Origin of the sequence: Streptomyces sp. yr375 (assembly GCF_900110755.1) — a bacterium.
Classification (GTDB): domain Bacteria; phylum Actinomycetota; class Actinomycetes; order Streptomycetales; family Streptomycetaceae; genus Streptomyces.
The window spans coordinates 43,366-67,230 of sequence record NZ_FOFF01000038.1 but is presented as its reverse complement, the minus strand read 5'-3'; the positions used below and the strand labels follow the sequence as shown (position 1 = coordinate 67,230).

Sequence of the window (23,865 nt, the reverse complement as noted above, 5' to 3'; positions counted from 1 at the left end):
ACGCCCGGCTGAAAACCGTCAGTTGGTTCAGCGGGGCTCAGCCGGCTCAGCTAGCGAAGACGGCCACCCCGTCCTCGGTCGCGTGCCTCGATTCCAGCTCCGCCGCCTCGCGCGTGAGCGCCTTCCTCCGTACGACGACCACGGCCGCGCCGAGCACCGCCGTCACCGCCGCGACGACGAACGGGACGTGGATGTCGGTCCACTCCTCGATCTTCGGCGCGAAGTAGGGCGCGGCAGCCGCCGCGAACCAGCGCACGAAGTTGTAGCCCGCGCTCGCCACCGGACGCGGGGCGTCGGAGACGCCGAGCGCCAACTCGGTGTAGACGGTGTTGTTCACGCCGATGAACGCGCCCGACAGGACCGTGCAGACGATCGCCGTGATGTGGTCGCCGTAGCCGAGGGCGAGCACGTCGACGGCGAGCAGCAGCAGCGAGCCGCCGAGCACCTTCAGCGAGCCGAACCGCTCCTGGAGGCGCGGCGCGACGAGCACCGAGAAGACGGCGAGCAGCAGACCCCACGCGAAGAACACCGCCCCCGACCGGTACGGGGTCATGTCCAGCACGAACGGGGTGAAGGCCAGCACGGTGAAGAACGTGTAGTTGTAGAAGAACGCCGAGGCGGCGACGGAGGCGAGACCGCCGTGGCCGAGCGCCTTCAGCGGGTCCAGCAGCGAGGTCCTGCGGGCCGGCTTCGGCTGCTCCGCCAGGAACGCCGTGATGCACAGGAAGCCGACCGCCATCAGGAACGCCGTGCCGAAGAACGGGTAGCGCCAGCTCGCGTCGCCGAGCAGCGCGCCGAGCAGCGGTCCGCAGGCCATGCCGAGGCCGAGGGCGGACTCGTACAGCAGGATGGCCGCCGCGCTGCCGCCGGCCGCCGCGCCCACGATCACCGCGAGGGCGGTGGAGACGAAGAGCGCGTTGCCGAGCCCCCAGCCCGCCCGGAAGCCCACCAGTTCGGCGACCGAGCCCGAGGTGCCCGACAGACCGGCGAAGACGACGACGAGCGCGAGGCCGAGCAGCAGCGTCCGGCGGCCGCCGATACGGCTGGAGATGAAGCCGGTGACCAGCATCGCCACGGCGGTGATCAGGAAGTACGAGGTGAAGAGCAGGGAGACCTGACCGGCCGTGGCGTCCAGGCCCCGGGCGATCGACGGCAGGATCGGGTCGACGAGACCGATGCCCATGAACGCGACGACGGACGCGCCGGCCGTCGCCCATACCGCCTTGGGTTGTTCCGAGATGGTTGGCATGTGCACACGTTAAGTTAGAGCGCCTAATTGATGCAAGATACATCTATGAGGGGGTGGGCTGCCGCCTTCCGGAAGGCTTCCGTCCGGATGGGTGATCGTCCTTGACGTGGGCGGGCTCGGGTAGGAGCGTGGGGCTCTATGAGGGGCGAACCCAGTTGCCCGAAGTGTGGTGGCCGGGTCAGGGCTCCCGGACTCTTCGCCGATTCCTGGCAGTGCGATGTGCACGGGGCGGTGCATCCGCTGCAGCCCGTGATCCCGCCCAGCGTCGAGGCCCTCAGCGTCGTCGTGCATCGCACGCGGGTACCGGTGTGGATGCCCTGGCCGCTGCCGGTCGGCTGGCTCTTCACGGGCGTGACGTACGCGGGCGACGACCGCAGCGGAGGCCGCGCCACCGTGGTGGCCTGCTCCGGGCCGGCCCCGCTCGGCGGCATGGGCGAGCTGATCCTCGTCGCCGAGGAGCTCGGCGTCGGTCTCGGCGCGTGGTACGCCGGTGTCGACGGGCCGGACCCGGGTCCGTACCTGAACGTCGAGAAACCCCCGCAGGCGAAGCTGCTGGCCGCCGGCCGGCCGACCCCGCTGTGGCATCTCTCCGCCACCCCGGACGACCGCGCGGTGTTCGCGGGCGAGGCGCGCGGACTGTGGCTGTGGGCGGTGGTGTGGCCCGAGCAGTCGGGGCTGCTGATGTACGACGAACTGGTGCTGACGGACCTGCGGGACGCGGGCGCGGAGGTCGACCTCGTACCGTGCGGGGCGCTGTCGCCGCGCCTGCTCAAGCCGTAGGCCCGCTTGAGGGGTGTGCGTGTGCGGGGGCGTGTGTAGGGGGCGCTTCCGGGTTTCGGGTGTGACGGGAGCGGTCTGATAACCGGCTATGCTGAGGCGTCCCCTTCGTCCTGTCATCGCCTGGAGTCTGCGTCGTGCGTATCGATCTGCACTGTCACTCCACGGCCTCCGACGGTACGGACACCCCGGCCGAGCTGGTGCGCAACGCGTCCGCCGCCGGTCTGGACGTCGTCGCGCTGACCGACCACGACACCACCCGCGGTTACGCCGAGGCCGTCGCCGCGCTGCCGCGCGGGCTCACTCTCGTCACCGGCGCCGAGCTGTCCTGCCGTATCGACGGCATCAGCATGCACATGCTGGCCTACCTGTTCGACCCCGAGGAGCCCGCGCTGCTCGCCGAGCGCGAGCTGGTGCGCGACGACCGCGTGCCGCGGGCGCGCGGGATGGTCGCCCGGCTCAACGAACTGGGCGTGCCCGTCACCTGGGAGCAGGTCGCGCGGATCGCGGGGGAGGGGTCCGTGGGGCGGCCGCACGTCGCGACCGCACTGGTCGAGCTGGGCGTCGTACCGACCGTGAGCGACGCGTTCACCGAGGACTGGCTGGCCGACGGCGGCCGGGCCTGGGTCGCGAAGCACGAGACCGACCCCTTCGAGGCGATCCGGCTGGTCAAGGGCGCGGGCGGGGTCACCGTCTTCGCGCACCCGGGCGCCCGCAAGCGGGGGCGTACGGTCCCGGAGTCGGTGATCGCCGAGCTGGCCGCGGCCGGCCTCGACGGCATCGAGGTCGACCACATGGACCACGACGCGGACACCCGGGCGCGACTGCGCGCACTGGCCGCCGAGCTGGGGCTGCTGGTCACCGGCTCCTCGGACTACCACGGCAGCCGCAAGACCTGCGCACTCGGCGAGTACACGACCGACCCCGAGGTGTACGGGGAGATCACCCGGCGCGCGACGGGCGCGTTCCCGGTACCGGGAACCGGCGGAGCCTGACGCTCACCCCCGTACCTCCATCAACCCCCTTTTGCGCAAGGTCTTCGTACTGATGTTCGACGTCGCTGTCTTCGGCTCTCTCTTCCTCACCCTTTTTGTCATCATGGATCCCCCCGGGATCACCCCGATCTTCCTCGCCCTGACCGCCGGACGCCCCGCCAAGGTGCAGAAGCGGATGGCCTTCCAGGCGGTCTGTGTGGCGGGCGGTGTGATCACCGTGTTCGGGCTGCTCGGTCACCAGATCCTCGACTACCTGCACGTCTCCGTGCCCGCGCTGATGATCGCGGGCGGGCTGCTGCTCCTGCTGATCGCGCTGGACCTGCTCACCGGCAAGACCGACGAACCGAAGCAGACCAAGGACGTCAACGTCGCGCTCGTCCCGCTCGGCATGCCGTTGCTGGCCGGGCCGGGTGCCATCGTGTCCGTCATCCTCGCCGTGCAGAAGGCCGACGGGGTGGCCTCGCAGGTGTCGGTCTGGGTGGCGATCCTCGCCATCCACGTCGTGCTGTGGCTGGTGATGCGGTACTCGCTGCTGATCATCCGGGTCATCAAGGACGGTGGCGTGGTCCTGGTGACACGGCTCGCGGGCATGATGCTCTCCGCGATCGCCGTGCAGCAGATCATCAACGGGATCACGCAGGTCATCCACGCGAGCTGACCGGCTGAACGGGCCTTCGGAGCGCGCAGAGCCCCCTACGGCGATGCCGTAGGGGGCTCTGAAAGCTTGTGTTGCTTTGTGGTGCCTGTGTGCTCTGTGGTGCCTGCGTGCAAGGATCCGTTACGAGGCCGAGGTGTCGGCCGGACGGATCCACAGCCGCTGCCCGATGGCGGCGGCTTGCTGGACGATCCGGTTGACGGAGGCGGCGTCCACGACGGTGCTGTCCACGGGCGTGCCGTCGACGTCGTCGAGTCGCATGATTTCGAAGCGCATTGCTTCTCCCTTCGTCTGGTCATCCTCCCGAAGAGGATTGCTGTCTACGTGAAGAGTCAACGCGGTGCATGTTACAAACATTCCCTACGCTAAAGAAATTTTTCGAACGACTAATTACTAACCAGTAAGGGGGTTGCGCGAAGGGACCTGACGGAGACTGAACGAGACCGTTTGTGCTCACAGCGTGACCACCAGGACAATGGAGCCGATGAACGACGACCTGCCGGCCCTCGCCGCCCGCATCGACCGCGTGAACGAGCTGCTCACCCGCATGCTCGCCGAGGTCGCCAAGACGCCCTCGACCCACGCGATCTTCGTCGACGCGGGGTATCTGTACGCGGCGGCGGGGCGTCTGGTGGCCGGGACCGAGGACCGCCGCGCCTTCGACCTCGACGCCGAGGGCCTGATCGAGGCGCTCATCGACCGCGCCCGCTCGATCTTCGCCGACAGCCGGCTGCTGCGCGTCTACTGGTACGACGGCGCCCGCCGCCGCATCCACACCACCGAGCAGCAGTCCATCGCCGAACTGCCGGACGTCAAGGTGCGGTTGGGCAACCTGAACGCCAACAACCAGCAGAAGGGCGTCGATTCGCTCATCCGCTCCGACCTGGAGTCACTGGCCCGCCACCGCGCCATCAGCGACGCGGCCCTGCTCGGCGGCGACGAGGACCTGGTCTCGGCGGTGGAGGCCGCGCAGGGGTACGGGGCCCGCGTCCACCTCTGGGGCATCGAGGCACCGGAAGGCAAGAACCAGGCCGAGCCGCTGCTCTGGGAGGTCGACAGCCAACGCACCCTCGACCTCGACTTCTTCAAGCCGTACGTCGCCCGCCGCACCGCCCAGACCTACGAGGCGAACGGCGCGATGCGCCCCACCCGCGAGGCCGTCCGCTTCGCCGGCGCGCAGATCGCGGCGAAGTGGCTCGCGGCCCGCGGCAGCGAGGCCCTGGTGGAACTGCTGCCGGGCCACCCCTACCTCCCCGGCTCCGTCGACCAGGACCTCCTGGTCGAGGCCGAGGGCATCCTCCAGTACTCCCTGCGCGGCCAGGCGGACCTGAGACGCTCACTGCGGGACGGCTTCTGGGAGCACGTGCAGACGCAGTACTAGCAGTACTGGCAGTACTGGCAGTACTGCTACCGGGGGTGGTGGTCCCAGAAGTCGGCCAGGGCGTGGGCCGTCGGGAGGGGCTGGTCGAGGTTCGGGGAGTGCTCGGCGTCCGGCACGATCGTCCGGTGCGCGCGCAGGTCCGCCGCCATCTCGTCCAGGAGACTCACCGGCCAGGTGTCGTCCACCGATCCCGACACGACGTGGAACGGCAGTGGTACGGCGGCGAGTTCGGCGACCCGGTTCGGTGCGGTGCACAACTGGCGGCCGGTGACGAGGAGTTGGGCCGGCTTGTGGTTCAGCCAGCGCAGCCGTAGCTGGTCCAGCTTGCCGAAGCCGCGGGCCGGGCCGCCGACTTCCTCCGGCGGACCCATCGCCAGGATCGCCCCCCACACCTCCGGCATCGTCATCACCGCGAGCGCGTCGTGCAGCAGCTTCACGCGCTCCTTCTGCGAGTCGGAGATCTCGGCGGGGCCCGAGGAGACGAGCGTGAACGAGACGAAGGGGGAGTGGTCGAGGAGGACGGCGGCGCGGGCGATCTGCCCGCCGAGGGAGTGCCCGACGAGATGCAGGGGCGTGTCGAGGGCCGCCGCCTGCGCCAGCACGTCCCGCGCCAACTCCTCCTGGGCGTAAGGGGATTCGTCCTCGGCCGGGCCGTCGGACTCGTTCTGCCCGCGCCCGTCCACGGCGATCGCCCGGTAGCCGCGCGCCGCGAGCGGCTCGTGCAGCCGGTGGAAGTCCTCCTTGCTGCCGGTGAAGCCGGGCAGCAGCAGCGCGACACCGCGCGGCTCGACGCCGGCGGGCACGGGCGCGTCGACGACGGCGAACTCACCGCGCTCGGTCCGCAGGTGGTACGCACGCGCGCCTGGGGGCGGGGGGAAGGGGGTGGTGATGCTCGGCGTGGTCACGTGCCGAGGCTACCGGGAGGGCGCGCGGAGCGCCGTAGGCGGGAGTGCGGGAACGCCGACGGCCCCGCCCTCACGAGGAGGGACCGGGCCGTCGGACCGTCATGCCGGGCCGGTCGATCAGCCGTCCGCGGGCTCCGCGGCGGCCGTCGCCTTGCGGGTGCGACGGGGCTTGACCTCGGCTTCGGCCTCGGCCGGCGCGGTGGCGGCAACCTTGCGCGTACGGCGCGGCTTGACCTCGGCGGCCTCCTGCGTGGCCTGGGCCGGAATGTCGGCCGTGGCCGTGGCCTTGGCCGCCGCCGTCTTACGGGTGCGGCGCGGCTTGACCTCGGCCTCGGCGGCTGCCGGGGCGTCGGCGGCGACGGCTGCGGCGGCGGTCTTGCGGGTGCGGCGCGGCTTGGCCTCCGTGCCCTCTGCCGTGTCGACGGCGGCTTCGGCCGGGGCCGCTGCCTTGCGGGTGCGACGCGGTTTGACCTCGGCCTCGGTGGCTTCCGGGGCGTCGGCGGCGACGGCTGCGGCGGCGGTCTTGCGGGTGCGGCGCGGCTTGGCCTCCGTGCCCTCTGCCGTGTCGACGGCGGCTTCGGCCGGGGCCGCTGCCTTGCGGGTGCGACGCGGCTTGACCTCGGCCTCGGCGGCTGCCGGGGCGTCGGCGACGACCGCAGCGGCGGCCGTCTTACGCGTGCGGCGCGGCTTGACGGGCTCCGCCTCCTGCGTGGCCTGAGCCGGGATCTCGGCCGCGACGACCGTCGTCTCGGGCTCGGCGGCCTTGCGAGTGGTGCGGCGGCGCGGCTTGGCCTCGGTCGCTTCGACGGTGTCGGCCACGGTCTCGGCAGCGGCGGCCGTCTTACGAGCACGGCGCGGCTTGGTCACGGGCTCGACGACCGCGACGGCCTCCGGGGCCTCGACGGACGCGACGGTCTCGACCACGGCTTCGGCCGGAGCCGCCGCCTTGCGGGTCCGACGACGTGGCGCGGCCACCGTCGCCTCCGGAACCTCGGGTGCCTCCGCGGCCTCCACCACCGTGTCGACGGCGGTCTCGGCCGGCTTGCGGGTACGGCGGCGGCGCGGCTTCTCGGCGGCCTCCGGGGCGTCGAGGGCCGAGCCCTCCACCGTCGCCACGACCGCCTCGGCGGCCTCGGCGACAGGCGCGACAGCCACTTCAGCGACCGTCACTTCAGCGACCGCCACCGCGACTGCGGCGGCCTCCTGCCCGGACCCGGTGCGTGTACGGCGGCGACGGCGCGGGGTGCGCGGCCCTGCGGTCTCCTCCGTCACGGACGACGTCGGCTCGGCCACGGGGGCCTGCGCCGGTGCCGTCGTGCCGAGCGGCGCGGGCGCGGCGTCGATCGCGGAGCCGTTGCGCGTACGACGACGGCGACGCGGCGTGCGGGCGGCGCGCTCCTCGGTGCCGGCGCGCTCGCCGACCCGCTCGCCGGCGGGGGAGCGGGACTCGCCCCGGCCGCCGCGCTCGCCGCGGTCGTTGCGACCGCCCCGGTCACTGCGGCCACCTCGGTCGCCGCGACCGCGTGCGGCACGGCCGCCCGGCTCGCCCAGGTCTTCCAGCACCTCGGCGTCGAGCCCGGCGCGGGTGCGCTCCGCGCGCGGCAGAACACCCTTGGTGCCCGCGGGGATCTGCATCTCCTCGTAGAAGTGCGGGGAGGTGGAGTACGTCTCCGGCGGGTCGTTGAAGTCGAGCTCCAGCGCCTTGTTGATGAGCTGCCAGCGCGGGATGTCGTCCCAGTCGACGAGCGTGACGGCGATGCCCTTGGCGCCCGCGCGGCCCGTGCGGCCGACGCGGTGCAGGAACGTCTTCTCGTCTTCCGGCGACTGGTAGTTGATGACGTGCGTGACGCCCTCGACGTCGATGCCGCGCGCGGCGACGTCGGTGCAGACCAGGACGTCGACCTTGCCGTTGCGGAAGGCGCGCAGCGCCTGCTCGCGGGCGCCCTGGCCGAGGTCGCCGTGGACCGCGCCGGACGCGAAGCCGCGCTGCTGGAGCTGGTCGGCGAGGTCGGCCGCGGTGCGCTTCGTCCGGCAGAAGACCATGACCAGGCCCCGGCCGTCGGCCTGGAGGATGCGGCTGACCATCTCGGGCTTGTCCATGTTGTGCGCGCGGTACACGTGCTGCGAGATGTTCGCGACGGTCACGCCCTCGTCGTCCGGCGCGGTGGCGCGGATGTGCGTGGGCTGCGACATGTAGCGGCGGGCGAGACCGATGACCGCGCCCGGCATGGTCGCCGAGAACAGCATGGTCTGGCGCTTCGCCGGAAGCATGTTGATGATCTTCTCGACGTCGGGCAGGAAGCCCAGGTCGAGCATCTCGTCGGCCTCGTCGAGGACGAGCGACTTGATGTGCCTGAGGTCGAGCTTCTTCTGGCCCGCGAGGTCCAGGAGCCGGCCCGGGGTGCCGACGACGACGTCGATGCCCTTCTTCAGGGCCTCGACCTGGGGCTCGTAGGCCCGGCCGCCGTAGATGGCGAGGACGCGCACGTTGCGCACCTTGCCCGCGGTCAGCAGGTCGTTGGTGACCTGCGTGCACAGCTCGCGCGTGGGGACGACGACGAGCGCCTGCGGGGCGTCGGTGAGGGCCTCGGGCTTGGCGCGGCCGGCCTCGACGTCGGCGGGGACGGTCACGCGCTCGAGGAGCGGGAGCCCGAAGCCGAGCGTCTTGCCGGTGCCGGTCTTGGCCTGGCCGATGACGTCCGTGCCCGTCAGGGCCACGGGGAGCGTCATCTCCTGGATGGGGAAGGGGGTGATGATGCCGACGGCTTCGAGGGCCTCGGCGGTCTCGGGAAGGATCCCGAGCTCTCGGAACGTAGTCAGGGTGCTGCCTCTTCTGTGTGCGCGGTGCGAGGCGAGCGCGGGGGGTCTTTGACGGACCGTGCCGGGGGACGTCGGCTGCCCTACGGGCTGCCCTTGAAGGCACTGCCGTATGGCACGGGACCTCTGCCGACGCTCTAGCGCTCGTACCGCTGAGGGGTGTCCCTCCGGTCGTCGTACGCGATGTGCCGTACGGCCAGGGAGGGCTGTCGGGTCGGAGCCGATCGGGCCACCGACCGGGCATCCTCATACGTGCGGCCCGACGAATATTCGGCAGGCGCATTACCACCATACCCCGGAATCGCGCACATGCGATGGCCGATTCGGTCACGTTGTGGTTGTCACAGTGCCGGGCGTGGTCCCGTACGGCTCCGTTGTCACACTGGCTGACCAAGGTACTTCCACCGCGCGGTGAGCGGGCTATTGTGCGCTTCATGACGACCTCTGACAAGTCCGAGAACACCGCCGCCGCCACCGGTATCGCCACCCAGGACTGGGCGACGGCCGCCGCCGACCCGCAGTACCGGGCCGCGGTCGTGGACCTGCTCGGCGCGCTGGCGTACGGCGAGCTGGCGGCGTTCGAGCGGCTCGCGGAGGACGCGAAGCTCGCGCCCACGCTGGCGGACAAGGCGGAGCTGGCGAAGATGGCGTCGGCCGAGTTCCACCACTTCGAGCGGCTGCGCGACCGGCTCACGGAGATCGGCGAGGAGCCGACGTCGGCGATGCAGCCGTTCGTCGCCGCGCTCGACGGCTTCCACCGGCAGACGGCCCCCTCGGACTGGCTGGAGGGCCTCGTCAAGGCGTACGTCGGCGACTCGATCGCCAGTGACTTCTACCGCGAGGTCGCGGTGCGGCTGGACAACGACAGCCGCGCCCTGGTGCTGGCCGTGCTCGACGACACCGGGCACGCGGGCTTCGCGGTGGACCGGGTGCGGGCCGCGATCGACGCGGAGCCGCGGGTCGGCGGACGGCTCGCGCTGTGGGCGCGGCGGCTGATGGGCGAGGCGCTGTCGCAGTCCCAGCGGGTGGTCGCGGACCGCGACGCGCTGTCGACGATGCTCGTGGGCGGCGTCGCGGACGGCTTCGACCTCGCCGAGGTGGGCCGGATGTTCTCCCGCATCACCGAGGCGCACACCAAGCGGATGGCCGCGCTGGGACTGGCGGCGTAACCGCCGGACTGGACCGCCCGGCCTACGCCGGGGCCGATCGTCGGCGGAGGCGGCCGGCCGGGCGCAGCAGCAGGGAGAGCGAGGCGGCGGAGACGATCGCCGCGCCGAGGATGCTCGGCAGGACGGTGCCGGGGCCCAGTGCGCTGTGGGTGACGAAGTCACCGAACAGGGCTCCGGCGACGCCCGTCGCGAGGACGAGTGTGCGGACCGGCAGGCGGTGGGCGAGGCGGTGCACCGCCGCCCACGCGAGCACGAGACCGAACACAGCGGAGCCGAGCACTTCCAAGATCATGTAGGTCCCTCCCGGACGGCGGAGCCGCGCACCAAGGTCGTAGCCGGTCATTACCCGTGACCTGCGAAATGCAATCCTCCCCTGTGGTCGGATTGTGCTCCATCTGTGGAGGCGCGCGGTAGGGCGAACCGGGGTGGTGCGGCGGGGGCGCGCGGCGGTCCAGTGGTGGTTGCGCGAGAGGGGCCCGGTGACCGTCAGGTCGCCAGGCCCCTCCCCTTGTCCGCGTCGCCTAGAGAGCGCCGAAGCCCACCTTGCGCGGGGCGGCCTCGCCCAGCTCTACGTAGGCCAGACGGTCGGCCGGAACCAGGACCTTGCGGCCGTGCTGGTCCACGAGGCTGAGGAGCTGCGACTTGCCGGCCAGTGCATCGGCCACCACGCGCTCGACCTCCTCGGGAGTCTGACCGCTCTCCAGAACGATCTCGCGGGGCGCGTGCTGCACGCCGATCTTGACCTCCACGGCTATGTCCCTCCGACGGTCATGGGGTGCGCGGGCGTCCGCGCCGTACGCTGCACACATTAGCCCGGTGAGGCGACGTACACGGTGCGGCCGTCCACGCCAGGAGCGAACAACGGGCGGGAACAAACAGCCGGGCACCCCCTACGGGGTGCGACGGGTGCGGTGCGGGTCAGTGCTGATCGATGCCGTGCAGCGGGAAACCGGCGATGCCGCGCCAGGCCAGCGAGGCCAGCAACTGCACCGCCTGGTCGCGCGGCACGCTGCGGTCGCTGTGCAGCCAGGACCGGGCCACGACCTGCGCGAGGCCGCCCAGACCCGAGGCGAGCAGCATGGACTCCGCGCTCGACAGACCGGTGTCCTCGGCGATGACCTCGCAGATCGCCTCGGCGCACTCGTTGGTGACCTTGTCGACGCGCTCGCGCACCGCGGGCTCGTTCGTCAGGTCCGACTCGAAGACCAGCCGGAACGCGCCGCCGTCGTCCTCGACGTACGCGAAGTACGCGTCCATCGTGGCCCGCACCCGCTGCTTGTTGTCGGTCGTCGACGCGAGCGCGCCGCGCACGGCCTGGATCAGGGACTCGCAGTGCTGGTCCAGCAGGGCGAGGTAGAGGTCGAGCTTGCCGGGGAAGTGCTGGTAGAGCACCGGCTTGCTGACGCCGGCCCGCTCGGCGATGTCGTCCATCGCGGCCGAGTGGTAGCCCTGTGCGACGAAGACCTCCTGGGCGGCGCCCAGCAACTGGTTCCGTCGGGCACGGCGCGGCAGGCGGGTACCTCGCGGGCGCGCCGCCTCTGTCTGCTCGATGGCTGTCACGCCGCCTCCCAAAGTCGTCCTCTTGCGGTGAGCGCCGCGCCGCCATCGTACTTTTCAGTAACCGTGGTGTGCGCGGTGCGAGCGCAGAATTTCACGGACCGGACGACGGCAAAAGCGGTAAAGACGGTTTTTGACCGGTATGTTCCGGGCATACTCGGGCCCGCTGTGGCGCGACGCCGGTCGGCGATACCGGTCGGCAGTGCCGGTCGACGGCGCTGGTCAGCGATAGTCGTCCTCGTCGAGTGAGACGACGCGAGCCTGTTCGATCAGATCGGCCTCGTTGGCCCGGGCGGGGTCCACGTCCACGTCCTCGAGGGGGGCGTCGCGCTCCGCCGCGACGTCCGTGTTCTGCTCGGCGGCGTCGTTCTCCGGGGCCTCGACGTCGATCTCCCCGAAGTCGTCGTCCTCCTCCTCGAATGTCTCCGGGTCGGTGGGGTCAACGGCCATGGTGGGCTCCCTTCCTCCGAACGTCCCTGCGAGCTGCAGGGGTCACCAGCGGGTGCCCTCGGTACGAGCCTAGGGGGCGCCGGTATCGGGCGCTATGTGATGGGTGTGCCGGTTCTGGCGCGGGCGCGACTCGCGTACGACCCGCGCGTGTGACGGCGAACACACCAGGGCGTGCGTGATCGTCTCGTAACATTGCCCGCATGTCTTCGACCGAGCTGCCCTCCGTGCCGCCCACCAGTGTGCTGCCGAAGGCCACTGCCGTGCGGGTCGCCGAGGGTGAGCGGCTCCGCTCGGTGCGGCTGCCGGGCGTCACCCTGGCGATCCGTTCCAGGCCGCCCGCGCGCGAGGGCCTCGAGCCCGCGCTGTACGTGCACGGCCTGGGCGGCTCCTCGCAGAACTGGTCGGCGCTGATGGCGCTGCTCGACGGGGTCGTGGCGAGCGAGGCCGTCGATCTGCCGGGCTTCGGCGACTCCCCGCCACCGGACGACGGCAACTACTCGATCACGGCACACGCGCGTGCCGTGATCCGCTACCTGGACTCCACCGGCCGCGGGCCCGTCCACCTCTTCGGCAACTCCCTCGGCGGCGCGGTGTCGACGCGGGTCGCCGCCGTCCGGCCCGACCTCGTGCGGACGCTGACGCTGATCTCGCCCGCGCTGCCCGAACTGCGCGTCCAGCGGACCGCGCTGCCCACCGGGCTGGTCGGCCTGCCCGGCGTCGCCGCGCTCTTCAGCCGGTTCACCCGTGAGTGGACGACCGAACAACGCGTCCGAGGCGTCACGGCGCTCTGCTACGGCGATCCCGGCCGGGTCTCCCCGGAGGCCTTCCAGCACGCGGTGGAGGAGCTGGAGCGGCGGATGCGACTGCCGTACTTCTGGGACGCGTTGACGCGCTCCACGCGCGGGCTGCTCAGCGCGTACACGCTGGGCGGCCAGCACGGGCTGTGGCGCCAGGCCGAGCGCGTCCTCGCCCCGACGCTCCTCGTCTACGGCGGCCGCGACCAGCTCGTCGGGTTCCGCATGGCCGCGCGGGCCGCCCGCACCTTCCGCGACTGCCGCCTGGTCACGCTGCCGGACGCCGGGCACGTGGCGATGATGGAGTACCCCGAGACGGTGGCGACGGCGGTGCGCGAGCTCATCGCCGAGACCGCGCCCGCGACCGAGACCGCGGGGGGCTGAGGCCGACGTGGGACGCCACAGCCGGCGTGGACCCGCGCCCAAGGACACCGGCGCCGCGAAAGGCACCGCCAAGGGCGCGTCGCGGGAGACCCCCTCAGGGCCTCCCCAGCGGGACACCCGGGGCGCCCGCACCCAGGCTCCGCCGCCGGGCTACGACGGCACCCCCGACACCCCCGCGCACGGAGTGCCCCGCTTCCCCGACGGGACCCCCGCGCACGGGTTCCCGCAGGTGCGGGGCGGTCACCCCGAACAGCGTGAAACCGGGGGCGGCTGGGGTGACTTGAGAGGACGCCAGACGGGTACCGGGCAGCCCGTGATACCACGTCAGCGACAGACGCCCCCGGGCGGCGGACGCCCCGGTCCCCGTCAGGGCCCGCGCCAGGACTACGTCGACGCCTTCGACGAGGGCGACGACGTCTTCGGCGGCGACGTCTTCACGCGCGCGGGGACCACGGGGACGCCGTACGCACCCCCACGCGCGCGTGCGCAGGATCCTTACGCCACCTCCGGCACCTCCGGCGCTGACGCCTCCGGCACCGACAGGTCCGGCAAGGGCGCCAAGGGGCGGACGTTCGTGGGCATCGCGGCCGCCGCCGTCACCACCGTGCTGGCCGTCGTGGTCGCCGTACAGGTCACCGGCGGGCGGGACGGCGACACCGTCCAGTCGCAGTCCGCGACCGACCAGGCGGCCCGGGGCACCGTCGACGACACCGCGCGCGGGGACGACCGGCCGAGCGCCTCCGCGTCCCCCGAAGCGGCGGCCCCGCTGACGTACGCGCAGATGATGGACACCCGGTACGCGCTCGGCGCCACGCTCAAGGGGTCGGGGAAGTTCGACGCGATCGCCGGCGTCGCCAAAGCGCCCGGCAAGGGGCAGAAGTACACCTACCGGGTGGACGTGGAGCAGGGCCTCGGGCTCGACGGCGACCTCTTCGCGCAGGCCGTGCAGAAGACGCTCAACGACGCACGCAGTTGGGCCCACAACGGCGCCCGCACCTTCGAGCGCATCCACTCGGGCCGACCGGACTTCGTCATCACCCTCGCCAGCCCCGGCACCACCGCCTTCTGGTGCGCCAAGTCGGGCCTGGACACCACCGAGGACAACGTCTCCTGCGACTCGGCCGCCACCGAGCGCGTGATGATCAACGCCTACCGGTGGGCGCAGGGCTCGAAGACCTACGGCGACGAGATGTACGCCTACCGGCAGATGCTGATCAACCACGAGGTCGGCCACCGGCTCGGCTACAGCCATGTCACGTGCGACAAGGACGGCGAGCTCGCGCCGGTCATGCAGCAGCAGACGAAATTCCTCGACCACGACGGGATCCACTGCCTGCCCAACGCCTGGCCGTACCCCAAGAGTTGACCTCGGAGCCGACCCTCGGGGTGACCAAGGGGCGGGCAGGTGTCTCATGGGTCACGTTGACATGGTCAGAAAGTTCCACCATATTGCTGCGCATGTGGTCCAGTCCTTTTGCCGACAGCAGCGCCGCCATCGAGCTGGCGCTCATCGGCGTGACCGCGCTCTGCGTGGCGGACATCCTCTGTAGCTGACGCTCGCCTCTGGCGTTCGCGTCGCGATTCCCTCTCCTCCTCCGTGACCCGGTCACGGTTTTTTCGACGACCTCACGCCGCGGGCAGACGTCTGCTCATCCCCGTCTCACTCCTCGTCATTCCGTCTCATCATTCGAGAGGTCGTCCTCGATGCGTCATCCGTCCCGCACAGCGCGCCGCGTGGCCGCGGTATCCGTCAGCCTGGTGGTGACAGCGGGTGCCGCCGCCTGCGGGCCCGAAGACAACGATGCCAAGACCGCCGGCGCCGACTCCGCACCCCATCAGGGCGGCACGCTGACGATCCTGAACCGCGCCCCACAGGAGGACTTCGACCCGGCCCGCCTGTACACCTCGGGCGGCGGCAAGGTCCCGTCCCTGGTCTTCAGAACGCTCACCACGCGCAACCGAGAGAACGGCGCCCCGGGCGCCAAGGTCGTCCCCGACCTGGCCACCGACACCGGACGCCCGAACAAGGACGCCACGGTGTGGACGTACACCCTCAAGGCGGGCCTGAAGTACGAGGACGGCACCGCGATCACCTCGGCCGACATCAAGTACGGCATCGAGCGCTCCTTCGCCCCCGAGCTCTCCGGCGGCGCGCCCTACCTGCGGGACTGGCTGGTCGGCGCGGCCGACTACCAGGGTCCTTACAAGGACTCCAAGGGGCTCGCGGCCATCGAGACGCCGGACAGCCGGACCATCGTCTTCCGGCTGAACAAGCCCGAGGGCGAGTTCCCCTACCTGGCCACGCAGACGCAGTTCGCGCCCGTCCCGAAGGCCAAGGACACCGGCACCAAGTACGAGGAGCACCCGGTCTCGTCCGGCCCGTACAAGGTCGTCAAGAACGAGAACGACGGTGAGCGGCTCACCCTGAAGCGCAACACCTACTGGTCCGCGAAGACGGACGCCGAACGCAAGGCCTACCCCGACACGATCGACATACGGTCCGGGCTCGACTCCTCGGTGATCAACCAGCGGCTGTCCGCGTCCCAAGGGGCGGACGCCACCGCCATCACCACGGACACCAATCTCGGCCCGGCCGAACTCGCCAAGGTCAGCGGCGACAAGAAGCTCGCCGCGCGCGTGGGCACCGGCCGCTTCGGCTACACGAACTACATCGCGTTCAACCCGAAGGTGAAGCCGTTCGACGACGTCAGGGTGCGGCAGGCGATCTCGTACGCCATCGACCGGTCGTCGGTCGTCAACGCGGCGGGCGGATCCTCGCTCGCCGAGGCCGCCACCACCTTCCTGCCGAGCCAGAAGTCCTTCGGCTACGAGCCCTACGACCTCTTCCCGGCCGGCACCACAGGCGACGCGGCGAAGGCCAAGGAACTGCTGACGGCGGCCGGTCACCCGAACGGACTGACCGTCACCCTCACACACTCCAACAGCCAGGACTTCGAGACCAGCCCCGAGATCGCGACCGCGATACAGGACGCGCTCAAGAAGGCCGGCATCACCGTCAAGCTCCAGGGCCTGGAGGACAACGACTACTCCGACACCATCCACGACGTGAAGAAGGAGCCCGGCTTCTTCCTCGCCCACTGGGGCGCCGACTGGCCCTCGGGCGGCCCGTTCCTCGCCCCGATCTTCGACGGTCGACAGATCGTCAATGATGGAGCGAACTTCAACACGGGCTTCCTCAATGATGAGTCGGTCAATGCGGAGATTGACGCGATCAACAGGTTGACGGATCTTGACGCCGCCGCCAAGCGGTGGGGCGCACTGGACAAGAAGATCGGCGCGCAGGCGCTGACCGTCCCGCTGTTCCACCCCGTCTACAAGCGGCTGTACGGCGCGGACGTCCGCAACATCGTCATCAGCGACTGGGACGGCGTCCTGGACCCGTCCCAGGTCGCGGTCAAGTAGTCCGGTGAGCGAGACACTCCTCGCCGCCCAGGCCCCCGGCACGGACCCCGCGTCCGAGCCCGGGGCCTCGGGCGCGCGTCAGTTCTGGCGGCGGCTGCGGGCGCAGCGCGCCGCCCTCGGCGCGGCGGTCGTCGTCGCGCTGCTCGTCCTGGTCGCGCTCGCCGCGCCCCTGCTCACCGCCCTCGAGGGCCAGGACCCGACCACCTACCACCCGTCCCTCATCGACTCCGCGCGCGGAGGCGTGCCCGTCGGGTCGCTCGGCGGCATCAGCGGCGACCACTGGCTCGGCGTCGAACCGCAGACCGGCCGCGACCTGTTCGCCCGGCTCGCCTACGGCGCCCGGGTGTCGCTGGGCGTCGCGCTGGCCGCGACCGTCGTCCAGGTCGTCATCGGCGTCACCATGGGCATCGCCTCGGCGCTCGGTACTCGATGGGTTGATCAACTGTTGAGCCGGATCACCGACATCTTCGTCGCCCTGCCATTGATGATCATGTCGTTGGCGCTGCTCGCGGTCGTCCCGGCGAGCTTCCCCCGGCCCGTCCTGGTCACCCTGGTCATCGGCCTGCTCTCCTGGGGCAACATCGCCAAGGTGGTGCGCGCCCAGACGCTCACCCTCAAGGGGCTCGACCATGTGGCGGCGGCGCGGCTCAGCGGCTGGGGCACCTGGCGCATCGCCCGCCGCGAACTGCTGCCCGGGCTCGCCGCGCCCGTCATCACGTACGCGGCCCTGCTCGTGCCGCAGAACATCACCGTCGAGGCCGCCCTGTCCTTCCTCGGCGTCGGCGTGAAGCCGCCCACGCCGTCCTGGGGACAGATGCTCACCGCCGCCGACGTCTGGTACCAGGCCGCCCCGCAGTACCTGCTGCTGCCCGCCGGCCTGCTCTTCACGACCGTCCTCGCACTGACCGTCCTCGGCGACGGCGTGCGCACCGCGCTCGACCCGCGCGCGGCGTCCCGGCTGCGGGTCGGGACGGGACGCAGGCGCGAGAACAAGGCGCAGGCGTCTCAGGGGGGTGCCGCATGAGCGGCTTCGGCGGCTTCGTGCTGCGCCGCGCGATCGGCACCGCGCTCACCCTGTTCGCCATCTCGGTGATCGTCTACGTCGTCTTCTACGTCACCCCCGGCAACGTCGCCCAGATCACCTGCGGCCCCCGCTGCTCGCCGGAACAGGTGCACCAGGTCGCCGAGCAACTGCGCCTCGACGACCCCCTGTACCTGCGGTACTGGCACTTCCTGGAGGGCCTCGTCGTCGGCCAGGACTACTCCACGGGCACCTCTGTGGAGCACTGCCAGGCACCCTGCCTGGGGCTGTCGTACCAGAGCGACCAGCAGGTCACCGCGCTGATCCTGACCAAGCTGCCGGTGAGCCTGTCGCTCGTCTTCGGCGCGATGGTGGTGTGGCTGGTCCTCGGCGTCGGCACGGGCGTGCTCTCGGCGTGGCGGCGCGGCCGGCTCACCGAGCGCGTGCTGACCGGCGTCACGCTCGCGGGCGTCGCCACACCCGTCTTCGTGATCGGCCTCGTGCTGATGATCGTCGTCTGCGGGCAGTTGCGGCTGCTGCCCTTCCCGCAGTACGTGAACCTCACCGACGACCCCGAACAGTGGGCGTGGAACCTGCTCCTGCCGTGGCTCTCGCTCGCCCTGATCGAAGCCGCCTCGTTCGCCAGGCTGACCCGGTCGTCGATGCTGGAGACCCTCGCCGAGGACCACATCCGCACCTTCCGCGCGTACGGCGTCGGCGAGCGCTCGATCATCGGGCGGCACGCGCTGCGCGGCGCGTTCGCGCCGGTCATCGCGCTGAACGCGAACAACTTCGGCTCCGCCGTCGGCGGCGCGGTGCTCACCGAGACCCTCTTCGGACTCCCCGGCATCGGACAGGAACTGGTGCACGCGGTCAACGTCGTCGACCTGCCGGTCGTCGTCGGGATGGTCCTGGTCATCGGTTTCTTCGTGGTCCTCGCCAACGCCGTCGCGGACGTCCTGTACGCGCTGGCCGACCGACGGGTGGTGCTCGCATGAGCCTGGTGGACGTCACGGACCTCACGGTCGCCTTCGGCGCGCTGCGCGCCGTCGACGGCCTCTCCTTCCGCCTCGAGAAGGGCGCCGCCCTCGGCCTGGTCGGCGAGTCCGGCTCCGGCAAGTCCACGGTCGCCTCGGCCCTGCTGGGGCTGCACCGGGGCACCGGGGCCCGGGTGGGCGGCTCGATCGAGGTCGCCGGAGTGGACGTACAGGAGGCGTCCGACGAGGCGCTACGGCGGCTGCGGGGCGCGAAGGCGGCGATGGTCTTCCAGGACCCGCTGTCCTCCCTCGACCCGTACTACGCCATCGGCGACCAGATCGCCGAGGTCCACCGCGTGCACACGCGTGTGTCGCGACGCGCGGCACGCGCGCGTGCGGTGGAGGTGCTGGAGCGCGTAGGCATTCCGGACGCGGTACGGCGGTCCCGGTCGCGCCCGCACGAGTTCAGCGGCGGCATGCGCCAACGCGCCCTCATCGCCATGGCGCTGGCCTGCGAGCCCGACCTGCTGATCGCCGACGAGCCGACGACCGCGCTCGACGTGACCGTCCAGGCCCAGATCCTCGACCTGCTGCACACCCTGCGCGAGGAGACCGGCATGGGGCTGCTGCTGGTCACCCACGACGTGGGCGTGGCGGCGGAGAGCGTCGACGAGGTCCTCGTCATGCGGCACGGACGGCTCGTCGAGCACGGCCCGGCCGCCACCGTGCTGGCGTCGCCCGCGCAGGCGTACACCCGCGAACTGCTGGGCGCGGTGCCACGCGTGGACGCGAGGAGAGAGGGCGTCAGCGAAGAGGCGGCGTCCGGTGTCTGCGGAGAGGTGGTCCTCGAAGCGGCCGGGCTGCGGCGCGAGTTCGGGCGCGGGAAGCGGGCGTTCGCGGCCGTGGACGGCGTGTCGCTGACGGTCCGCCGGGGCGAGACCCTCGGCGTCGTCGGCGAGAGCGGCAGCGGCAAGACGACGCTGGGCCGGATGCTGGTCGGGCTGCTGCCGCCGACGGCGGGCGAGGTCCGCCACGCCGGACGGGTGTCGGCGGGCGTGCACCCGACCGTGCAGATGGTCTTCCAGGACCCCGTCTCCTCCCTCAACCCCCGCCGCAGCGTGGGCGAGTCCATCGCCGACCCGCTCCGCGCGCGGGGCGAACGGGACGAGACGCACATCAGGGGGCGCGTGACGGAACTGCTGGAGCGCGTGGGGCTCAAAGCGGCGCACTACGACCGCTACCCGCACGAGTTCAGCGGCGGTCAGCGCCAGCGCGTGGGAATCGCGCGGGCGCTCGCGGCCGACCCGCGCGTCATCGTCTGCGACGAACCGGTCTCCGCGCTCGACGTGACCACCCAGGCCCAGGTCGTCGCCCTGCTCGGCGAACTGCAGCGCGAACTCGGCCTCGCCCTCGTCTTCGTAGCCCACGACCTGGCCGTGGTGCGCCAGGTCAGCGACCGGGTCGCGGTGATGCGGCACGGCCGCGTCGTCGAGGAGGGCCTCGCCGACGATGTGTACGAAGCCCCCCGGCACCCGTACACCAAGCAACTCCTGGCCGCCGTACCAGCGCTCGACCCGGCGGTCGCGGCCGAGCGGCGCGCGGGGCGGCGGGAGCCGGCCGTGCCCTGAGGGCCCGGTGGAGCCTCCGAGTGACGCGTGTGGCGTAACGTTTCGCGGTCGGATGATCTCCTAGCGCGACCGAACGCGACCCGCACGGGAAAGTTACGACCGTTCACCCCTTTTGGTGGTGCGACGGACAACCGTCCATCGCACCACCGCCTCGTCCGCATACGTTCATCCCGCTGCGAGCCGCCGGGTCAACGGCGGCTCCCCAAACGGGAGATCGGGGGTGTGCGTGCGCATCGGACTGCTTACGGAGGGTGGCTATCCGTATGTGAGCGGTGACGCCGGGGTGTGGTGCGACCGGCTCGTGCGCGGGCTCGGGCAGCACGAGTTCGACGTCTACGCGCTCAGTCGCGCCGAACACCAGAAGGACGGGGGCTGGGTCGAGCTTCCGCCGCAGGTCAGCCGGGTGCGCACGGCGCCTCTGTGGACGGCCGAGGACGACGGGGTCGCGTACGGCCGGCGCGCGCGCCGCCGCTTCGCCGAGTGCTACGGGGAGCTGGTGACCGCCCTGTGCGAGGGCGAGTCCCCGCACCCGGCGGACGCCTCGGGGGCCGGTGCGGGAGCCGGTTCGGCCGTCCAGGCGGACCGTTTCGCCACCGCGCTGTACGGCCTCGCCGAACTCGCCCGGGACGAGGGCGGACTGGTGGGAGCGCTCCGCTCGGAGAGCGCCGTGCGCGCACTGGAACGCGCCTGCCGCGCGCCCGGCGCGCTGCGCACGGCGCGCGAGGCGCGCGTACCGGACCTGCTCGCCGTCGCCGCACACCTCGAACGCGCCCTGCGCCCCCTCTCGCTCGACTGGTACGACGACGAGGCGGGCGACGCAGGAGAGGGCCTCGTCGCGGTCGACCTGTGCCACGCCGCGTCCGGCGGCCCGGCCGCCCTGCCCGGGCTGCTCGCCCGGCACTTCTTCGACGTGCCCCTGCTGGTCACCGAGTACGGGGTACGGCTGCGGACGCACTATCTCAGCTCCGCCGAGGCCCCCGCCGTACGCGCCCTGCTCGCCGCCTTCCACGGGCGGCTCGCGGCCGAGGTCTACCGGCAGGCGGGGTGCGTCACGCCAGGCAACACGCATGCCCGCCGCTGGCAGGAACGGTGCGGCGCCGACCGGGCCAAACTGCGCACCGTCTACCCGGGCATGGAGGCGTCCCGCTTCGCCGAGGTGGGCGACGCCCCCGACACCGCCGACCCGCACACCCTGGTCTGGGTCGGCCGGGTGGAACCGGCCAAGGACCTGGTGTCCCTGCTGCACGCCTTCGCGGAGATCCGCAACGAGGAGCCCCGGACCCGCCTGCGGATCATCGGCGCGCCGGCCGGGACGGAGGGCCGCGCCTACCTCGGCGACTGCCGCATGCTGGCCGCGCAGCTCTTCCCCGACGAGGCGGACGGACCGCACGCCGTCGGCGACAACCCGGTCTCCTTCGAGGAGATCGGCGGCCCCGAGGCACCCGACCTGGCCGAGGCGTACGCCGCCGGTGCGGTCGTCGTCCTGTCCAGCGTCGTCGAGGGGTTCCCGGTCGGCCTGGTCGAGGCGATGTTCTGCGGCCGGGCGACCGTGTCGACCGACGTCGGCGCGGTGGTCGAGGTGATCGGCGGCACCGGGCTGGTCGTCCCGCCGCGCAATCCCCGGGCGCTCGCGGAGGCGTGCGTGGCGCTGCTGCGCGACCCCGAGCGCCGTGCGCGCCTGGGCGCGGCGGCCCGCGCCCGCGCCCTCGAACTGTTCACGGTCGAGCAGAACATCGAGGCCTTCCACGACATCTACCTGGAGCTAGTCTCCCGCGCGCCGGTCCCTCGCCGCCTCCTCGACGACGACGGCGAACCCCGCCCGTTCGCCGTCCCGGCCGAGGCCCGACTCCCGGGCCTGTGGACCGACCTGAGCACCCGCGTCACCGCCCGCCCCAGCCCGGGCTGGGCGGCGGGACCGCCGGTACGCGGGACTTCGCCGGTGCGTGGGACTTCACCGGGTCACGGCACCTCGCCGGGGCACGGCACTTCGGAGGTTCACGGCACTTCGCAGGTCGCCGCGACGGAGGGAGCACGATGAGCGGGCTCGACGAACTGAACCGGCCGGAGACGGCGGGGGCTGTGGGGACTGTTGTGGGTGCGGAGAGCGCGGGGGCTGTGGGGACTGTTGTGGGTGCGGAGAGCGCGGGGGCTGTGGGGACTGCTGGGGGTGTGGAGACTGCGGGAGGTGCGAGGGCTGCGGGGGCTGTTGGGGGTGTGGAGACCGCGGGAGGTGCGAGGGCTGTGGGAACCGCGGGGGCTGTAGGGACTGCCGAGGGTGCGGAGGCTGCGAGTGCTGTGGGGACCGCAGCGGCTGTGGGGGGCGCGAGGGCCGTGGGGACTGCTGAGGGTGCGGGGACTGCTGGGGGTGTTGGGGGTGCGGAGGTTGCGCGGGGCGCGGAGGCTGCGCGGGGTGCCGGAAGCGCCGGTGTGCGCACCGAGGCCGCCGCGGTCGCCGCCGGCCGTAGACCGGTGGCCCCTCGCCGTGGCGCCGCCGACCCGGTGAAAACCCTGATGCACCGTCACCGTGAGCTGTGCGAACGGGCCGTCGACCCGCTGGAGATCGCGGCGGGCCTGGAGGCCCACGGCGTCACCGACCGCACTGCCGCCCGCTTCCGGCACCGGGACGTCTTCTCCCTCGCGGAGGAGATGTACGCCCGCGTCCCCCGCGACGGCGACACACCCCCGCTCACCACGCCGACCACGATCCCCCGGCCCCGCCTGGACTGGGCGCTGCTCACCCTCCTGCCGGGCGCCCTGTGCGCCGCGACCCTGACCGGCGTACGCCTCACCCACGGCCGGACGTGCCTCCTCGTCGCCGCCGCGGGCATCCTCGCCGTGACCCTCGCCGTGCGTGCGGTACTGCGCCGGGGTCCGCTGAGTCCGCACAGCGGCGCTCACCCCGGCCCGCACCGGACGGGCGCGTGGACCTGCTGGCTCCTCGGCTACGCGGCCCTCGGCGACGGCCTCCTGCGCGCCGCCGTCGGCGGTGGCCCCGACGGCCTGCCCGACGGGACGGCCGACGGCCCCTGGCCCCTCGCCGGCGTCCCCCTGCTGACCCTCGCCCTGGCCTGCGCGCCCGCCGCCTGGAGCGCCCACCTCCTCGCCGTACGCGCCCGGCGCCGTCTGGACACCAGCCGTGGCCTGGAGGAGTTCGCCGCCTCCGTACAGCCACTGCTGCTAGGCACCGTCGCCCTGTTCGTGTGCGCGCTCGCCGCACTGGACGCCCTCTGCGCCATGGCCCTGGGCGAGCCCGGCTTCTACGGCCACACCCTCACTTTGGGCGCGCTCCTGTTCCTCGCCCGCCTCCTCACCGTGCACGGCTTCACCCACGCCCCGGCGGTCGTCCTCGGCGCCGTCGGCGTGGCCGAGGTACTCGCCCCGGCCACGGTCTTCGCGGGCCGCCTGCCCGGCTGCGGCTTCCTGGCCACCCCCGTCGAGAGCCTCGTGTCTGCCTGGGGCCCGGCCGGTGTGCCGTCCCTCTTCTGCGGAACCGCCGCCCTGACCCTCCTCATCCACGCAACCCGCACCCTGACCAGGGCCTCCTCCCACGCCCCAACGGACCAACCATGCTGACCCGAGACCGGGCCCAGCCCCGGCCCGCGCCCCGCACCCGCCCGCCTCTCCGAGCGACACCGGAGGCCGCGGCGCGGGGGCAGCGGGGCGTCTCGCCGGGGGCGGAAGGT

22 protein-coding genes are annotated in these 23,865 nt (G+C 72.2%); 14 read left to right on the top strand and 8 right to left on the bottom strand.

Annotated features, from left to right (window positions below):
• Positions 1–46: 46 nt before the first annotated feature.
• Positions 47–1,249 carry an MFS transporter gene (locus tag BMZ82_RS29045; RefSeq protein WP_093780368.1) on the bottom strand — a complete coding sequence of 401 codons (1,203 nt, stop codon included), beginning with the start codon at positions 1,247–1,249 and terminating at the stop codon, positions 47–49.
• Positions 1,250–1,387: 138 nt separating this feature from the next.
• On the opposite strand from BMZ82_RS29045, the gene BMZ82_RS29040 reads away from it, so the two are divergent.
• The 3 genes from BMZ82_RS29040 to BMZ82_RS29030 all read left to right on the top strand — a co-directional run bounded on the left by BMZ82_RS29040 (position 1,388) and on the right by BMZ82_RS29030 (position 3,679).
• A complete protein-coding gene (locus BMZ82_RS29040) occupies positions 1,388–2,029 on the top strand; it encodes a DUF6758 family protein (protein WP_093780367.1) in 642 nt (213 codons plus the stop codon).
• Between the two features lie 134 nt (positions 2,030–2,163).
• Positions 2,164–3,021 (top strand): PHP domain-containing protein, encoded by an 858-nt coding sequence (locus tag BMZ82_RS29035; RefSeq protein WP_093780366.1) that lies wholly within the window; start codon positions 2,164–2,166, stop codon positions 3,019–3,021.
• Positions 3,022–3,073: 52 nt separating this feature from the next.
• Positions 3,074–3,679, top strand: coding sequence for a MarC family protein (locus tag BMZ82_RS29030; protein ID WP_093780393.1), 606 nt, complete (start codon positions 3,074–3,076; stop codon positions 3,677–3,679).
• 120 nt (positions 3,680–3,799) lie between these two features.
• Here BMZ82_RS29030 and BMZ82_RS29025 read toward each other — a convergent pair whose 3' ends face one another.
• Positions 3,800–3,952, bottom strand: coding sequence for a hypothetical protein (locus tag BMZ82_RS29025; RefSeq protein ID WP_007384531.1), 153 nt, complete (start codon positions 3,950–3,952; stop codon positions 3,800–3,802).
• Between the two features lie 208 nt (positions 3,953–4,160).
• Here BMZ82_RS29025 and BMZ82_RS29020 point away from each other — a divergent pair, with 208 nt between their 5' ends.
• Positions 4,161–5,057 carry an NYN domain-containing protein gene (locus BMZ82_RS29020; RefSeq protein ID WP_177244707.1) on the top strand — a complete coding sequence of 299 codons (897 nt, stop codon included), beginning with the start codon at positions 4,161–4,163 and terminating at the stop codon, positions 5,055–5,057.
• 26 nt (positions 5,058–5,083) lie between these two features.
• On the opposite strand, the gene BMZ82_RS29015 is transcribed toward BMZ82_RS29020, so the two are convergent.
• Together BMZ82_RS29015 and BMZ82_RS29010 are read right to left on the bottom strand one after the other, a co-directional pair.
• Positions 5,084–5,962 (bottom strand): alpha/beta fold hydrolase, encoded by an 879-nt coding sequence (locus BMZ82_RS29015; RefSeq protein WP_093780364.1) that lies wholly within the window; start codon positions 5,960–5,962, stop codon positions 5,084–5,086.
• A gap of 117 nt (positions 5,963–6,079) precedes the next feature.
• Entirely contained in the window at positions 6,080–8,692 is a 2,613-nt protein-coding gene (locus BMZ82_RS29010) for a DEAD/DEAH box helicase (protein WP_093780363.1), read from the bottom strand.
• Positions 8,693–9,204: 512 nt separating this feature from the next.
• On the opposite strand from BMZ82_RS29010, the gene BMZ82_RS29000 reads away from it, so the two are divergent.
• Positions 9,205–9,948: a ferritin-like fold-containing protein gene (locus tag BMZ82_RS29000; RefSeq protein WP_093780361.1), complete on the top strand. Its 744-nt coding sequence runs from the start codon at positions 9,205–9,207 to the stop codon at positions 9,946–9,948.
• Positions 9,949–9,970: 22 nt separating this feature from the next.
• Here BMZ82_RS29000 and BMZ82_RS28995 read toward each other — a convergent pair whose 3' ends face one another.
• The 4 genes from BMZ82_RS28995 to BMZ82_RS28980 all read right to left on the bottom strand — a co-directional run bounded on the left by BMZ82_RS28995 (position 9,971) and on the right by BMZ82_RS28980 (position 11,955).
• The gene (locus BMZ82_RS28995; protein ID WP_093780392.1) at positions 9,971–10,240 is read right to left on the bottom strand and encodes a hypothetical protein; all 270 of its coding nucleotides are present in this window, start codon (positions 10,238–10,240) and stop codon (positions 9,971–9,973) included.
• A gap of 229 nt (positions 10,241–10,469) precedes the next feature.
• A complete protein-coding gene (locus BMZ82_RS28990) occupies positions 10,470–10,697 on the bottom strand; it encodes a DUF3107 domain-containing protein (RefSeq protein ID WP_093780360.1) in 228 nt (75 codons plus the stop codon).
• A gap of 169 nt (positions 10,698–10,866) precedes the next feature.
• Positions 10,867–11,508 (bottom strand): TetR/AcrR family transcriptional regulator, encoded by a 642-nt coding sequence (locus BMZ82_RS28985; RefSeq protein ID WP_093780359.1) that lies wholly within the window; start codon positions 11,506–11,508, stop codon positions 10,867–10,869.
• A 219-nt stretch (positions 11,509–11,727) separates the two neighbouring features.
• Positions 11,728–11,955 (bottom strand): hypothetical protein, encoded by a 228-nt coding sequence (locus tag BMZ82_RS28980; protein ID WP_093780358.1) that lies wholly within the window; start codon positions 11,953–11,955, stop codon positions 11,728–11,730.
• A gap of 200 nt (positions 11,956–12,155) precedes the next feature.
• Between BMZ82_RS28980 and BMZ82_RS28975 the strand changes: the two genes are divergently transcribed.
• The 9 genes from BMZ82_RS28975 (at position 12,156) to BMZ82_RS28935 (ending at position 23,755) form a co-directional block, all read left to right on the top strand.
• On the top strand, positions 12,156–13,133 hold the full coding sequence (locus BMZ82_RS28975) for an alpha/beta fold hydrolase (RefSeq protein WP_093780357.1): 978 nt from the start codon (positions 12,156–12,158) through the stop codon (positions 13,131–13,133).
• Between the two features lie 7 nt (positions 13,134–13,140).
• Positions 13,141–14,499 (top strand): DUF3152 domain-containing protein, encoded by a 1,359-nt coding sequence (locus tag BMZ82_RS28970; protein ID WP_093780356.1) that lies wholly within the window; start codon positions 13,141–13,143, stop codon positions 14,497–14,499.
• 92 nt (positions 14,500–14,591) lie between these two features.
• Positions 14,592–14,687 carry an Ms4533A family Cys-rich leader peptide gene (locus tag BMZ82_RS42825; protein ID WP_371271318.1) on the top strand — a complete coding sequence of 32 codons (96 nt, stop codon included), beginning with the start codon at positions 14,592–14,594 and terminating at the stop codon, positions 14,685–14,687.
• Positions 14,688–14,837: 150 nt separating this feature from the next.
• A complete protein-coding gene (locus tag BMZ82_RS28965; RefSeq protein WP_093780355.1) occupies positions 14,838–16,556 on the top strand; it encodes an ABC transporter substrate-binding protein in 1,719 nt (572 codons plus the stop codon).
• 4 nt (positions 16,557–16,560) lie between these two features.
• Positions 16,561–17,580, top strand: coding sequence for an ABC transporter permease (locus tag BMZ82_RS28960; RefSeq protein ID WP_093780354.1), 1,020 nt, complete (start codon positions 16,561–16,563; stop codon positions 17,578–17,580).
• On the top strand, positions 17,577–18,575 hold the full coding sequence (locus BMZ82_RS28955) for an ABC transporter permease (protein WP_093780353.1): 999 nt from the start codon (positions 17,577–17,579) through the stop codon (positions 18,573–18,575). The genes BMZ82_RS28960 and BMZ82_RS28955 overlap by 4 nt, the downstream gene beginning before the upstream one ends.
• Positions 18,572–20,182 (top strand): dipeptide ABC transporter ATP-binding protein, encoded by a 1,611-nt coding sequence (locus tag BMZ82_RS28950; protein ID WP_093780352.1) that lies wholly within the window; start codon positions 18,572–18,574, stop codon positions 20,180–20,182. Before BMZ82_RS28955 ends, BMZ82_RS28950 begins: the two co-directional genes overlap by 4 nt.
• A 226-nt stretch (positions 20,183–20,408) precedes the next feature.
• A complete protein-coding gene (locus BMZ82_RS28945; protein ID WP_093780391.1) occupies positions 20,409–22,220 on the top strand; it encodes a DUF3492 domain-containing protein in 1,812 nt (603 codons plus the stop codon).
• Between the two features lie 389 nt (positions 22,221–22,609).
• Positions 22,610–23,755 carry a hypothetical protein gene (locus BMZ82_RS28935; protein WP_256252165.1) on the top strand — a complete coding sequence of 382 codons (1,146 nt, stop codon included), beginning with the start codon at positions 22,610–22,612 and terminating at the stop codon, positions 23,753–23,755.
• Positions 23,756–23,865: the final 110 nt, after the last annotated feature.

Coding starts and splice junctions, on each gene's coding strand:
- BMZ82_RS29045 (WP_093780368.1), bottom strand. CDS start 1,249: ATGCCAACCATCTCGGAACAACCCAAGGCGGTATGGGCGACGGCCGGC.
- BMZ82_RS29040 (WP_093780367.1), top strand. CDS start 1,388: ATGAGGGGCGAACCCAGTTGCCCGAAGTGTGGTGGCCGGGTCAGGGCT.
- BMZ82_RS29030 (WP_093780393.1), top strand. CDS start 3,074: ATGTTCGACGTCGCTGTCTTCGGCTCTCTCTTCCTCACCCTTTTTGTC.
- BMZ82_RS29025 (WP_007384531.1), bottom strand. CDS start 3,952: ATGCGCTTCGAAATCATGCGACTCGACGACGTCGACGGCACGCCCGTG.
- BMZ82_RS29020 (WP_177244707.1), top strand. CDS start 4,161: ATGAACGACGACCTGCCGGCCCTCGCCGCCCGCATCGACCGCGTGAAC.
- BMZ82_RS29010 (WP_093780363.1), bottom strand. CDS start 8,692: ATGACGCTCCCCGTGGCCCTGACGGGCACGGACGTCATCGGCCAGGCC.
- BMZ82_RS28995 (WP_093780392.1), bottom strand. CDS start 10,240: ATGATCTTGGAAGTGCTCGGCTCCGCTGTGTTCGGTCTCGTGCTCGCG.
- BMZ82_RS28980 (WP_093780358.1), bottom strand. CDS start 11,955: ATGGCCGTTGACCCCACCGACCCGGAGACATTCGAGGAGGAGGACGAC.
- BMZ82_RS28975 (WP_093780357.1), top strand. CDS start 12,156: ATGTCTTCGACCGAGCTGCCCTCCGTGCCGCCCACCAGTGTGCTGCCG.
- BMZ82_RS42825 (WP_371271318.1), top strand. CDS start 14,592: ATGTGGTCCAGTCCTTTTGCCGACAGCAGCGCCGCCATCGAGCTGGCG.
- BMZ82_RS28965 (WP_093780355.1), top strand. CDS start 14,838: ATGCGTCATCCGTCCCGCACAGCGCGCCGCGTGGCCGCGGTATCCGTC.
- BMZ82_RS28955 (WP_093780353.1), top strand. CDS start 17,577: ATGAGCGGCTTCGGCGGCTTCGTGCTGCGCCGCGCGATCGGCACCGCG.
- BMZ82_RS28950 (WP_093780352.1), top strand. CDS start 18,572: ATGAGCCTGGTGGACGTCACGGACCTCACGGTCGCCTTCGGCGCGCTG.